Annotated in this window: 20 protein-coding genes; 15 read left to right on the top strand and 5 right to left on the bottom strand. The window is 26.9% G+C overall.

Annotated elements, in window-relative coordinates:
- Nucleotides 1–15 precede the first annotated feature (15 nt).
- The 15 genes from bcCo53_RS05035 to bcCo53_RS04965 all read left to right on the top strand — a co-directional run bounded on the left by bcCo53_RS05035 (nt 16) and on the right by bcCo53_RS04965 (nt 8736).
- A complete protein-coding gene (locus bcCo53_RS05035) occupies nt 16–444 on the top strand; it encodes a DUF1463 family protein (RefSeq protein ID WP_246938365.1) in 429 nt (142 codons plus the stop codon).
- Nucleotides 445–454: 10 nt separating this feature from the next.
- Nucleotides 455–904, top strand: a complete 450-nt coding sequence (locus bcCo53_RS05030; protein ID WP_246938364.1) for a DUF1473 family protein — start codon at nt 455–457, stop codon at nt 902–904.
- The gene (locus bcCo53_RS05025; RefSeq protein ID WP_025408755.1) at nt 901–1131 is read left to right on the top strand and encodes a DUF1322 family protein; all 231 of its coding nucleotides are present in this window, start codon (nt 901–903) and stop codon (nt 1129–1131) included. Before bcCo53_RS05030 ends, bcCo53_RS05025 begins: the two co-directional genes overlap by 4 nt.
- 8 nt (nt 1132–1139) lie before the next feature.
- Nucleotides 1140–2408 carry a DUF759 family protein gene (locus bcCo53_RS05020; RefSeq protein ID WP_246938411.1) on the top strand — a complete coding sequence of 423 codons (1269 nt, stop codon included), beginning with the start codon at nt 1140–1142 and terminating at the stop codon, nt 2406–2408.
- Between the two features lie 30 nt (nt 2409–2438).
- Entirely contained in the window at nt 2439–3017 is a 579-nt protein-coding gene (locus tag bcCo53_RS05015; protein ID WP_425532459.1) for a DUF792 family protein, read from the top strand.
- 4 nt (nt 3018–3021) lie between these two features.
- Complete coding sequence (locus bcCo53_RS05010) at nt 3022–3963, top strand: DUF693 family protein (protein WP_246938409.1); 942 nt, start codon at nt 3022–3024, stop codon at nt 3961–3963.
- 24 nt (nt 3964–3987) lie between these two features.
- Complete coding sequence (locus bcCo53_RS05005) at nt 3988–4764, top strand: DUF777 family protein (RefSeq protein WP_281507455.1); 777 nt, start codon at nt 3988–3990, stop codon at nt 4762–4764.
- 51 nt (nt 4765–4815) lie between these two features.
- On the top strand, nt 4816–5148 hold the full coding sequence (locus bcCo53_RS05000; protein ID WP_025408750.1) for a contractile injection system sheath initiator: 333 nt from the start codon (nt 4816–4818) through the stop codon (nt 5146–5148).
- Complete coding sequence (locus bcCo53_RS04995; RefSeq protein WP_246938407.1) at nt 5145–6026, top strand: DUF276 domain-containing protein; 882 nt, start codon at nt 5145–5147, stop codon at nt 6024–6026. The genes bcCo53_RS05000 and bcCo53_RS04995 overlap by 4 nt, the downstream gene beginning before the upstream one ends.
- Before the next feature lie 10 nt (nt 6027–6036).
- Nucleotides 6037–6639, top strand: a complete 603-nt coding sequence (locus bcCo53_RS04990; protein ID WP_246938406.1) for a DUF735 family protein — start codon at nt 6037–6039, stop codon at nt 6637–6639.
- Nucleotides 6640–6654: 15 nt separating this feature from the next.
- Nucleotides 6655–7461, top strand: coding sequence for a DUF685 domain-containing protein (locus bcCo53_RS04985; protein WP_246938405.1), 807 nt, complete (start codon nt 6655–6657; stop codon nt 7459–7461).
- Nucleotides 7462–7533: 72 nt separating this feature from the next.
- The gene (locus tag bcCo53_RS04980) at nt 7534–7731 is read left to right on the top strand and encodes a hypothetical protein (RefSeq protein WP_025408746.1); all 198 of its coding nucleotides are present in this window, start codon (nt 7534–7536) and stop codon (nt 7729–7731) included.
- Nucleotides 7728–8033: a BlyB family putative holin accessory protein gene (locus bcCo53_RS04975; protein WP_025408745.1), complete on the top strand. Its 306-nt coding sequence runs from the start codon at nt 7728–7730 to the stop codon at nt 8031–8033. The genes bcCo53_RS04980 and bcCo53_RS04975 overlap by 4 nt, the downstream gene beginning before the upstream one ends.
- Nucleotides 8034–8045: 12 nt before the next feature.
- Nucleotides 8046–8381, top strand: coding sequence for a BlyB family putative holin accessory protein (locus bcCo53_RS04970; RefSeq protein ID WP_041178854.1), 336 nt, complete (start codon nt 8046–8048; stop codon nt 8379–8381).
- A gap of 1 nt (nt 8382) precedes the next feature.
- Nucleotides 8383–8736, top strand: a complete 354-nt coding sequence (locus bcCo53_RS04965) for a BBA14 family lipoprotein (protein ID WP_025408744.1) — start codon at nt 8383–8385, stop codon at nt 8734–8736.
- A gap of 50 nt (nt 8737–8786) precedes the next feature.
- Here bcCo53_RS04965 and bcCo53_RS04960 read toward each other — a convergent pair whose 3' ends face one another.
- The 5 genes from bcCo53_RS04960 to bcCo53_RS04940 all read right to left on the bottom strand — a co-directional run bounded on the left by bcCo53_RS04960 (nt 8787) and on the right by bcCo53_RS04940 (nt 13336).
- Entirely contained in the window at nt 8787–9872 is a 1086-nt protein-coding gene (locus tag bcCo53_RS04960) for an ERF family protein (protein WP_025408743.1), read from the bottom strand.
- Between the two features lie 442 nt (nt 9873–10314).
- Nucleotides 10315–10890, bottom strand: coding sequence for a chromosome replication/partitioning protein (locus bcCo53_RS04955; RefSeq protein ID WP_025408742.1), 576 nt, complete (start codon nt 10888–10890; stop codon nt 10315–10317).
- 58 nt (nt 10891–10948) lie between these two features.
- Nucleotides 10949–11698 (bottom strand): ParA family protein, encoded by a 750-nt coding sequence (locus tag bcCo53_RS04950; protein WP_025408741.1) that lies wholly within the window; start codon nt 11696–11698, stop codon nt 10949–10951.
- Nucleotides 11674–12219: a DUF226 domain-containing protein gene (locus bcCo53_RS04945; RefSeq protein WP_025408740.1), complete on the bottom strand. Its 546-nt coding sequence runs from the start codon at nt 12217–12219 to the stop codon at nt 11674–11676. The genes bcCo53_RS04950 and bcCo53_RS04945 overlap by 25 nt, the downstream gene beginning before the upstream one ends.
- A 10-nt stretch (nt 12220–12229) precedes the next feature.
- The gene (locus bcCo53_RS04940) at nt 12230–13336 is read right to left on the bottom strand and encodes a plasmid maintenance protein (RefSeq protein ID WP_025408739.1); all 1107 of its coding nucleotides are present in this window, start codon (nt 13334–13336) and stop codon (nt 12230–12232) included.

Below are 13336 nucleotides of genomic sequence, written 5' to 3'. Positions count from 1 at the left end.
AGGAGGGTTTAAGCTTTGAATAATTTATATAAATTAACAGATGTTTATTTTTCAATAGGTGGTAGGCAAATTAACAGTGGAAAATTAGAATTTACAAGTGAACCTACAACAAGAGCAATAATTAGCAATGAAGACAGAGGCCTGCCCGTTATTAGTCTTAGGGATCCTAAAACCATTACTTATATATTCAACATTGAAGTTACGCTTGGTAGCCAAGATTACATTTTACTTACACAACTAGCAGATGATCAGTTTTATAACATGAACATAAGTAAAAATGACAAGATGTTAGATCTTGTATTTAATGATCGTATTTCAACAAAAATTATTAGTAATACTGCTGTATTTACAGAAGAACCCTCTAGAAGCTACTCATCTGAAGCTGAAAAGGTTACTTTTGAGATCAGAGCAATTAATTGTGAAAAAATAACCAAAATAAATTAAAGGACAGATAATGATCACAAGATATAAAATGCAAATTTTAAGTAAAGATAAAACTTATGAGTACCAACTAAAAGTATTACCAATGTATGAATGGGATTCTATATTAGGATTTTCACAAAATGAAGGCACCCAAAAACTGAACGAAATTAAATATTTAAAGGAAATTACCAATTTAATGATAAAACCAGGATTTCTAGATGAGTTTTATCTTATTTTAGATAATAATAGAGAATTTGCTACTTATTATAAAGATTACCTTGTAGCAATTATATACTGTGTAGAGTTTAATATATTTCATTTAGATCCCGAATTTAAAAAGCCATCTTTTATTTTCCTTAAAGAATATGAAAATAATGTTGGAGACTTTGTTCAATTTGATTATATAAATGACACAGAATTTAATTATGAACACGTTGTAAATAAGATAAAGGATAATAATCAAGATAGGATAACCTTATGATTACTAAAGATGCTCTTCAGTTTATAAAAAGTCTACAGACTACTAGAGAACGCTATTTTGCTTTACTTGAAGAAGTTAAAAAAAATAAATACTGGCTACCAATATTTACAAATGTATGCTCTTATAATGAAGTTAAAAGCATGTTTTATGATGAACTCATGGAAGTTAATAAAATATCTGAAGCTAAGTTAGAAAAACAAATATTAGAACTTATTCTTTCTAAGTGAGGATACGTGTGAATGATAAATTTACAATCAAATTTAAAGGAGTCTTAGATCACGCAACAACGCGCAAATCATTAGAAAGAGATATTTCCAAGTTAGAAAATCTAATTAAACCTAAACGAACATCACTTGGAAGTACAAAAGACTTTATTAAATATAACTTACAAGAAAAAAAACGCGAACTTAAAAACCAAACCAAATATGAAAAATTAAGAGACAAAGTAGAAAAGTTTAGACTTAGTGAAACTAAAAAACTCATAAAGCAAGGCTATACATTCCAAAAAGCACAACGTGAAGCATTTAAACGTTCTACTATGTCATCAGAAGATTTAAGAACATTAGAATATAAAAAATTAAAAGAAGAGAGTAAACGAAAAGGTAAGTTAACACAACAAAATAAAGTAGGAATTGGTATCCCAAGTATTGCAATAGGAACTGTCATTGGAAATATAGTATCTCATGCTATAAAAAAGGTTTCTTCTAATACTCTTGGATTTGCAAAAGAAGCTATAAAAGAACAAGCTATTGCAAAAAGATTTAATCTTATAAATTCTAGGATATTTGAAAAAAACGAAAAAGCAAGCTTAATGAGTAATCTACATGGCATGAAAACATTTGAGCAAACCAAAAGCATAGAAGAATTCTTAAGCAAAGCTGGTGTCATTAAGGGTACCCTTGCTAACTTGGGACTTGATAATGAAAATAATGTATTAAAATCTGTGGAACTTGCTGCTAAGCTTAAGGCAAGTGGTATTGCTTCAAGTGATGACGATGCTATATCTTCTGTGATTGAATTTCTAAGTGGTAAAGGTAATGCAATTTTTACAATGATGAGTCAGTTTAAAAAAGTTAGAAAAGATTATCTTGAACAATCACAAATGCAATATGAACAAGGAGCTACTCTAGACTTAAGCTCTAGAACCAAAATGATAGAAAAGGTACTAAAAGACTTTAACTCTTTAAATATCACGCAACATGCAAGTGCTGCTGATAAAGCAGTAAGCAATATTTACAAATTAGATGATGAGCTTAAAGAACTAACTGCTAAGGTTATGGATCCTTTAGTAAAAGTCACTGGTGATCTACTCGCATGGCTTAAAGACTTTAAGTTTAAAACACATATCGTTGATCCCTTAATAAACGGAATCAAAAATATTTTTTCTATAGATACCTTAATTGCAAGACTTAAATCAATACTTCCTAAATTCTTAGGAGGGGACGGTGGTGAGAGTCTAGCTAAACTTCAAGAAGAATCAGATAAATCTGTGTCTACACCATAATTTTACTTTTAAATGAGGAGGGTTACTTAAATATTGAACAATAATACATTATCACCACATGAAATATTTCAAATAATTAGAGATGTTTCAACCCAAATCTTTGCTTTATTTAGTACTGATAACTTTATAGTTCTTTTTCCAAGACCCGATCTTAAAGGAATGGGATACCTTCCACAACTATTTTTTATTAAACCAAAGTCTGAACTTATTACTAGAACTTATAACACAAGTTGTTCTAAACGTCCTGTTATCAATTATTATTCTAGAAAAGCTGAATATGTAAGCTATAATCCAACTCTAACAGCCGAGACTATATCACTCTCAGGTGGCATCTTAACAAATTTATATAAAGAAATGTTAACACCGCTCAGATCAACTTATTTTGGTAATTGTCTACTCGAATTTGATAGTAATTTGGTAAAAGAACAACTAGCATCTAGACTACAAGCTCAAGTACCATTTACTGCTTACAGTCCATCATTTGGTATTAAAGATTTGGTTGTTATAAATTCAATCACATTTAAAGATACTCCTTTTATTGATGAAGTTGAAGTTAGTCTCAATATGGAGGTTATTAAAACATTTTCATTAAGAAAATATAAAGGATAGCTTAATGATATTACTCAAGTATGACTTTAAAATTGAATTTTACTCTACTATTAACTCATCCAATTCTGATATTACTGGTGAGGCTATAACTGAAGATGTTCCTAAAATTGTTATAGATACACAAGATGGTATACACATAGATATTTCCATATCTAACATTTATTCAAGCTATAATTTTGTAAGAGCAAAACAAGCAAAGCTAGTACTTTGGAACTTGCCATTAGATTTTACTTCTGATGTAAAAGAAGGAGATGTTGTAAAAATATTTTATAAAAAATATGCTCATGAAAAAGAATTTGAATTTATCATGGCAGGGTATCTTGGCGTTCCAATGAGTACTGATTATCCTAGTGGTGATTTTAGTGTAGAACTTGAGATTCACTTAGCCTCAAAAAGTAATTTTTTCAATCGTGAACTTAAAACTAAACAATTTAAAGGTATGAGTGTAGAGGCTGCTATTAAATCAGCTTTCCCAAATAGAAATATTATCAATATGAGCACTGATGACAAGCTTAGAGTCATTGAAGAAAACTTTTACGCAACAAATCCAAAAGAATTTATAGAAAAACTATCTAAAAAATATGTCAAAAGCGCATTAGCAGACGTTGGTAATGGAATAGACAAAGTTGAATGTAATTTTATATTTACAAACTATATGAAAACTGGTCATTCTACTCATTATGAAAAACTTGAAGATTACGGACTGCAGTTTATACCTCAACAAGAAATAACATTAGGTTCTAACCGTAATATAAGGCTCATATATTGGAAAGCCAAAGTAACTTATACACATAAGTTAAGAGTTGGTGATAAAGTATCATTTATCGATTCTCTTGGAAATACAATCAAAAACACCATTAGTGAAACAAATGCTACACTTAGTAATTCTAATGAATGCTCACTCATGCTTAAACTTTATGATGACTCAAATAGCATTCAAATTTAAATCATAATTAAAAAGGAGATACATATGCACCCTAACTACGAATTTTATAGAATGAATCAAAATCTATATGGATCTGCATTAACACAAGAAGAAATAAAAAAATGGATATTCAATAATATCTTCATTACTAAAATAGGTAAAGTTAAAACCTTTGATCCAAATTCACAAAAAGGTGTTGTAATAATAGAAGAATTTGATAACATCGAAATTGAAACACAAAACATATCAAATATTAACATAAACCCAAATGAAGGTGAAATGGTATTATTACTTCAATCTAATATCAACCTTTTCAATCACGATGATAATATTAACTTTGACAAAAATCATTTTTATATATTAAGTATTATAAATCCCAAATATCTAGAAATGGCTTGTGATGATATCAAATTAAAAACCATTAATAAAGTTGATATTAAATCTAACAATCAAATCAACATAAATTCTGATAATGATACCTACATAAATGCTAATAATACTAATCTAAATGCAAATCAAAACATCAACATTAATTGTGTCGATTTTAGTATTAAGGCTGAAGATGATGTTGTAATTAAAGCTAATGATGACATTGATATCAGTTCAAATTACAATCTTGATTTAATAGGTAAAAATAAAGTTCGCATTAAATCTAATAATAAAATTGATATAAGCAACAATTCTGAAACTTTAAAAAGTATTTTAATTGATATAACATACGCTATAAATAATTTAAGAGTTACTGGTCAAGCTATTATAGATGAATCTAGTAGAGCTGGTCTTTATAGTATTAGAAACAGAATTTATGATTTACTTAGTTAGATTTTTGCTAAAATAGTTATATATTTATTTTCGTGGTTAAAGGTATAAAGATTGGATATCAAAATTAATAACAACTTCGATTTAATATTTAACAATGACTTAAATATCATAGATGGTGTTGAAGAACAAAAACAACGATTATTTATATTTCTTAAAACACTAAAGGGAAGTATATCTTACGCACCACAGTGGGGACTTGACTATTTATATCTTTTAAAAGTATGTAAACTAGGAAAGCTAAATCAAATTAAAACATACTTTTACAACGTAATTAATGAATTACAAATTAATCTTGTAGGAATCAAAGTTGAAATTAAACTTAAAAAATTAAATATTACATTTTACTTCCCAGGTGACTCACTTGAAACGGTTATTAATACATGAGTATCATATTTGATCCCAATTTTGGAATTTTAAAACAAAATATTTCCCAAATCGTAGAGACTAAAAAAGAATATTTAATGCAAATGTATAATGTTGTAATAAGTGATGACCCATCTTCAATTTATAATATTATAGCAACCTCACTTTCAATTGTAGAAGAACAGATCATTAATGAGCTTAATTTATTTTTTGATAAAATGCAACCCGGTGGAGAATTTTTCCAAATTATTCAAAAATATATAACTTCAAATAGTATTACCCAACCTGGAGTAATAAAAGCATTACTTAACCTAGATAAAATTGAATATGCTAATCTTACAAGTGAAGCTGGTAAGGTTAAGATATATCTACTCTTAAATGAATCTGTATTAAATACATCTAAAGCTCAAATTCAAGATTCTAAATTTAAAGCCAATCTTTGGAATATGCTTTATGAGACTGTTCCTAGTGGTACTAACCTTGAAGGAGATATTGAAATTGATGGAATGAATGAAATAAATCAAAAAAAAGTATACAAAGTCACACTTGGTAAAAAAAAGTATCTTTATCTTAAAGTTAAATACAGTCTAGATATTAAAAACCATACTTATCTTAACATTGATAAACAAATACGAAATATCTATGATCGCATCATCAAAAACAATTATTCTGATATGGGTATTAGCTTTGAATATCAAGATTTCCTTGCTCCCGTTAATGAAATTAAAGGTATTAAAAGCATGAAAATATTTGCAGTAACTAAAGATGATACAAGTACAAACATATCAGATTTAAGTAGTGAATTTAATAGTAATGAAAATAAAGATATTACTGTACAACCTTCAGAGTTACTTGTATTTGATATTACTCATAGATTAATCATTGATATTGAAAGTTAGGAGCTAAATTTTGAATCAAATTGGGTTTACTCGAAATAGTCAACTTGATAAGTTTATACAAAATGAACTTAACTTTGCTAATGTAATGTTATCTGAACTTGTAAGTCTAAATTCTAACTTTACTGGACTACCAATTAGTAAACACTGCACATCTAGATTCATTGCTACTTGGCTATCTAAGATATTTAATATATTTTATGTTGAAACACAACCTGTTCAAGATCTTACAAAAAATATTGATAGTATTATTTATGCATTAAAACACATTGGTACTGATGCATCTTTTACTAAGTTATTTAAAACTTTTCTTAATGTTGATATTGAAATTACAGTACCAAGTGATGGTGTTATTAATATAAAATTACTAGGTGCTGTTAAAACAAACTTTACTGCTAAAATCTCACCTAGTTCTACTACTAATAGAAATAGAAAAATCAAATTATGCTATAAAAAAGAAAATGAAAATATCCAATGTAAAATCTTAATTTTTCACTTCCTTCCTAAAGGATATGCTGAATCTATTTACACGTTCCTAAAAAACTTAATACCAATTGGAAGGGCCTTAAAATTATATGACATGGAAAATAAGGAAATTGCTAAATTTAATATTTAAAAGGAGTTTATATAAATGAGTGACCAAGACGATTGTATTCAAATTAAAGATTTAAATAGACTTGAATCAGTTAAAAATACTGATTTATTACTACTCGATGATGGTATTTCAAGTTGTAATGCTATTACTTTTGAAAATTTCCTTAAAACTACTAAAGATAAAACTTTTAAAGGTGAAGGACTTACTTATTTTAAAGAAATTATTAAAAGTACTATTGCTACAGAATTACAACAAGATGATGATTTCATAAATCAAGTCTACAGTAAAATACTTAGCAAATTTTTAAATGATGAATCTAGTAGTATTTCAAATACATATAGTAAAGTTAAAGATAAACTTGGAAGTGGATTATCAACACATAGCTTAAGCAAAGATGACTACTTTGTTACTTCAAGTTACAGTTCATTGCAAAGATCACAAATACCTGAATATCTAACAGGAATCCCTTCAGGGTTCAATTCAACAAGAGAAGGAACCACAAGCTCATCCATTTATGAATCTTCACTTAGAAGGCAAGCTTACAGATTAGACATGACATCACAGTATTCAAATCAAGATGTAACTCTTGTTTTCTACAGCTCTGATGATGACAAGCCTATTTACTTAGATATATATGTTGATGTTTCAATTTATGCTGGAAGTAGCAGTGTCAAAAAATATGTGTATCTTAAATATTCTAGTGAATCACAAAAGTCAATTATCTATGAACGTGGGGGTAGCAATATGACTTTAAATGATTATTCTCCTCTTTTTAGAGGTTGGTATATTCAAAAACGTTTATATAAAAGTGGTAGCTATGTACCTGCTTTAGTAAAGTTATAAATTAAATAGCAAAAACTATTTTTTGATATATAGTTGTAGCTAAATAATTTTTAAAGTGAGGTTAAAGCATAAATGAATGATACAAATATAAATAATTTAACACAGCTTTTACTTGGTATTGATGGCAATAAGTTACTTGTTATCTCAGGTTTAATCCTAGGACTTGCATTTCTATTAAAACCAGTACTTAAAGATATTTTAAATATCTTACTAGATAAGTTTAAAACACAATGCAAACAAAAAGACAAAGATGAGAAGGAGGAGATATGATACTTGAAAAGCAACATCTAGATACTGCTTTAGAGTCAATATCCAATTTAATTGATACACTTTCAAACTTCAAAGACGGCAGTTTCAATGAGAATGCTCATAAAGCATTTTCATTATTGTGTGAATTTTATTTAGAATATGAACAAATCTACACTAAAAATATGGAAATACTAGATAATGCATTAACTCCACAAATAAAGTTGGATCTTGAACCTATCCAAATCAAAATAAAAGCATTTATAGAAAAAGTTAATAGCAACCCAAATATATATGAAATTGCCTTCACAAATTATATATCATGAAAAGGAGACAAAATGAAATTAAGTACTGCTAAAACTAGCGTTGAAATTCTAAACAAATTTACAGATATCATCAAAAACAATAACCAAAATAAAAACACTGCTACATACATTAATATTTTCACTAAAGTAGTCAATTACTTTTACTGTCTATATGAAGCTAGTGTATATCAAATGGAACAAAAGGAAGCTATCAAACTATTATCTGAAATTGAAGAAATACTAAGAATTAATATTGAAATAATAGAAACTGCTGATGAGTATGATGAACTTTCAAAATACATATCTCAACTCAGAGCTAAACGCAACAAAATAATGAGTACTTACATCAAAATGTTAAAGGAGGCCTAATTTGAAAAAGCTTATAAATTTAACTTTTTTAACACTTATCTTCTCATGTACAACCATAGCATCACTAACAGAAGAGCCAACGCCACCTAAGGAACAAACTCTTACAGAGTTAAATGCATATGAAGCAAAGTTATCTGATTATGTTATGTATTTACAAGTATTTTTAACTAGAACAAAGAAAAAGGTTAATGACCCAAAGTATCCTAAGTTTACCTACTTTGATGCTTCTACACTTAAATCAAATCATACAATTGATGATTTAATGTTTAATATAAATTTGTTTCAAAAGTACATTCAAATCACTAAACCTATTGTACAAATAGTATATAAAAAATATTCGAAATTAAAAAATTAAATAAAGATAAGCCCTCAAGGCTTATCTTTTAACAGAATAGGGGTATATCTTTATTCACAAAGATACCTAAAATTCTCATCACTTGCTATATATCCAAAAAGCTTTAATGGACTTTGACCATATTTAGGTTCTCTATACACTAAGAATTTAGAAAACCCTTCTACAACTTCTGGATCAGACTGGGTCCTTGTTAAATAATTATTCAGTAAGTTTGTCCAATATTCTATAGTTTTAAGCTCTGGTTTAGTTTCAAAATAATTAAGTATATTAGAATCATCATCTTCTTGTAATTGATGTAAAAACTTATCTATCATTTCTAGACTATCAAAAGGAGTATCTTCTAATTGTGAATGCATCCTTTTAGACGCTTGAAGTAAGTTCTTGTAATAATAATACTTAGAAGGTACACGCTTAGGAAGCTCATCACCCCCTCTAACGGATTTACAACCAATAGACTGTGCTTTTATTGCTCCTTTAATAGCGTTTTTTTTAGCATTAGTACTTTTAACATTAACAGTTCTACTTCCTTTGACAGTTTCCATAGATGTGTTATTTGCCATGCTAACTTGTTCTTTATTATCTTCTTGTCTATGTTCTAAAGAACATGCATCAGTATCAACTTCACTTTCAATGGAAAGATACGCTACAAGTGCATACCTCTTAAAATATGTTATACATGAACCTACAAGTTGTGGAAGTGTATTTTGATTCTTTACTCCTGTTGAGGTTAATTCTTCTGTATATATTGGTGTATCAAATGACTGGCTATATCCACTGCTAGGACTATAAAATGTTGTTGTAATAACATTAATCAAACGCCCATCAAAACTTTTTAAAGTTGGACATTGTACAAAACCAATATCTAAATTATTAGTTTTTATAACATTCTTAATTTCCCTTACTATTTCATTAAAATCTTGATATTTATATCCATATCCATTAAGATTCTTGCCTACACCATTTAAACTCATTTGTAGACTGTGTAATGACTTTAGAAAGTCTATCTTTACTTGATTTTCATTTATTATTAAATCTTGTACTTTTCTTTTTTTATTTGATTTTAGCTTCTTATTTGCTTCACACACCCGAGTTTTTATATTTTGAATATTACTCTTTGTTATTTTATTTATTTTCATATAAAACTCCTTTATATTGTTTTTTATACAAATAACTATATAGCAAAAATTATTTTTGTCAAAAAAAAATACAAAAACTTAGGACTTAATTAAAAATTCTAAACAGAACTCTTAACTAAGCCCTAAAACTTAAGAATATAACAATATAAAAGAGTTCATTGTTACAAATAGAACTCAACAACAATATACACTATTTTTCCAAGAAAATCAAATCAATATTAACAAATATTGATTTGATTTTCTTAATATAGAACAAAATTTTTTCCCATTACTAATTCATAAAATATTTATTAAAGAAAAAATAATTGGGAACAAATTCCTACTATCATTATTAAATAAATAAAATTCACCGCCTCTTCAGAACTTTAGTTAATAACGCCTTACTTAAACATTCTGTTCTGTACATTTTACATGCTAAATTGTTCATAAAAATTCCTTACCTTTAACCTTTTAAATTTTTAAATTCTTTCATAAACTCTTCTAACAAATCTTTTTTACTCGCAAACAGCCTATCCATTAAAAAACTTGTGAACTTCGCATTTTGCTTATAAAAATCATAACTTGCTTGACTTTTAAGTTGGAACCTTAATGGTTTAATTGGATTTACTCTTGATTTTTTTAATTTTTCACTCTCTTTATCCTTTAATAGACCTAATATTTGTCTAAATCCATTTTCTAGTACATACTGCTCTTCTAATAATCCTTCTTCTAAGGCTGTTGCAATTTTTAAATAATTATAAGCCTGGGTTTTTGCAACATCATAATTTTTTATAAAAGCATCAAAACTTTTATAACCGTCTAACTTATAATATTCATTATCCTTTATTTCCTTCAAAATTTTCATACATTCTATTCTGTTATAAATTCCTTCCCTAAGATTTATATATAATTTCTTTTTTAATTCATCGTAACGAACAATACCCACACCTTTTTCATTATTATCAGATTCAGTAAGTAATGCATTCCCTACTGAATCAATATTTCTTTTATTAATTTTTAATCCTTTGTAATTTTTCATAGCTAACCTCTAAAATTATATTTAAATATAAGTTCAACGCGTTGAACTTATATTTAAATCAATCGATCTTATTAAAAAGATTTATTAAAGAATTTTCATATTCTTTAATATAGTCTTTTTCAAAATCAAAAATACTGTTCTCTGCTATTCTCCTATTCAAATCCTCTCTTTCAGATATACTTCCCAAAAAATTATTTTTTGAATTAATCATTTCTAATAATCGCTTATGGGTATTGTTTTTCTTAAATCTAGTAATAATAAAAAACATGGGAAGGGTCAAGGCTATTTTCTCCATAAAGAATTTCAAAAGATCAAAACTTTCAATTGTCCATTTTTCAGCCGTCATTGGTACTATTACATAATTACAACACATTAAAGAACTAGTTAATGTAAAATCTAAACTTGGAGGAGTATCAATGATTATGTAATCATAATTAACATTCAAATATTTCAAGTCATTCTTTAATTTAAATTCACTAAATGTATGTTTATACCCAAATGCATTTATACTATGTAAAGTCAAATAACTAGGAATTAAATCTAATCTACTTCCAACATTTATAACTGCACTATTGATATTCAATGTATCTATTAAAACCTCATATATGTTCTTTATTCTCAAATCTATATTCTGTTCTTCTATTGTTTCATAAAAATAACTAGTAGTAGAAGCTTGTGTATCAATATCTATTAAAAGTACTTTATATTTTTGAGATAACAATGTGGCAAATATGATAGCACTTGTACTTTTTCCAACACCGCCTTTAATTGATGCAATAGTTATTATTTTTGGTTTTTTCGTATCCATTTTTCAATTAAACCTCCTTCTGGTAATTTTTTACCATAAAATTCATATATTTGACTTTCCAACCTCTTTGTCATATCAATTAAAGTTTGACAGTATTTTGTTTTGAGTCTATCGTTTCTAAATAAATAAGCAAGTGCACTTAAATAGCAAAATACACTCCCTTTTTTAAATCTAAACTCTATGTAATAAATTTTCGAAAACGCAATCGATTTAGTAATCCCATTTTCTTCATATCTTCTCAATACATTTTTTATTGGCTTTCTATAGCCATAATAAATACCCAAAAACTTGTCTTCATTCTTTATAGAAAACAAATGGAAATATTCTATTTTATTCTGATTAAAAAGTCCTCTAAAAGAGATAAAAAATTTATGTTTTTGATTTTCATTTACTTTGAATAAATGAAAATCTGCCATAATTTTAGTATGGTATATTTTTCGCCCTTCAATCTCTTCTATTTTAATAAAAATAGGTTTTTCTTCTTTTGATATTATCTTTACCTTTTCTACTAGATCATTCATAACAAGTCCTTTAATTAATAACCTGTTTAAATTCGTTATCTTTCAAGTATTTTTTATCATTATTTATTAAATCTAAAAGTTCATAATAATATTGATTACTAAATACTTTTCTATATTCCAATTTTTTTTGTTTACCCAAATAGTCTTTCAATAATGGTACAAACATCTCAATTTTTACTTTATGTTTTAATCTATCAATGAGTATGCTGAAAATGTTATTCCTAATACCTTTTTTGTCTTCTTTAGTATTTGTTTTAACACATTGAACTGATTTTTTAAGTTTTTCTATTACATTTTTTAAATCATTGTATTTACCTTTTTCTATGATAAAATGTGTTTTGTTTTTATATTGTTCATACACGTTTTGTATTTGTATTTCTAACTGTTTGCTGTCATACCCTTCATTTGTTAGTTGGTTTTTTGTATTTTTCAGTATTTCTTTCAAATGATTTTGTTTTTCTTTAATGCTGTTTTTAGACTTGTGTCCCTTTTGTTCAGATTCATTTTCATCTTTCTTTGTTGCTTTGAATATCTCAAATGCAGCTTTTTTATTGAGATTTAAATTTAAAACAGAAGAAAGTACATGGTATTTGATTTTGCTTTTTTTTGCATATTTCTTTATTTGTAATCTTTCTATATATTTTGTTTTGTTTTCATCTTCTTCTTTTTTATTATAGATATTATTAAAACACTCCTCTTTTTTTACATTGCTATTTTTAGTGTAAAGTTTTTTAAGATATGCATTAACACGGTTTTTATGCCTTGTCTCTTTTTTGTCTCTAAAATGTTTGTTTATTATACGATAACATTCTTTTTTAGAGTATTTGAGTTCATAGTGAATCTCAGTACCCATGTTAACACCCAAATGTCTGTGGTAGTTGTTAGTTATTTTGAGTACTTTTTCTAGTGTATAAAGATATTTTTGAAGTGTTTTAAGAGTAGTTTCTTTTTGTCCATTACGTTTTAAGTTTCCATTAAAGTAGTAAAGTAGATTGCTTTGTGTGTATTTTTTATGTTTATTATTGATATATTCAATTGTTGATATTAGTATTATTAGTTTGTGTTGGTATTTATTGTAGCATTGTGTATCAAGCTTTGTAGCTTGTTTATTCTCCAT

Origin of the sequence: Borrelia coriaceae (genome assembly GCF_023035295.1) — a bacterium.
In the GTDB taxonomy this organism is placed as follows: Bacteria; Spirochaetota; Spirochaetia; order Borreliales; family Borreliaceae; genus Borrelia; species Borrelia coriaceae.
This window is presented reverse-complemented; position numbering and strand designations above follow the sequence as displayed.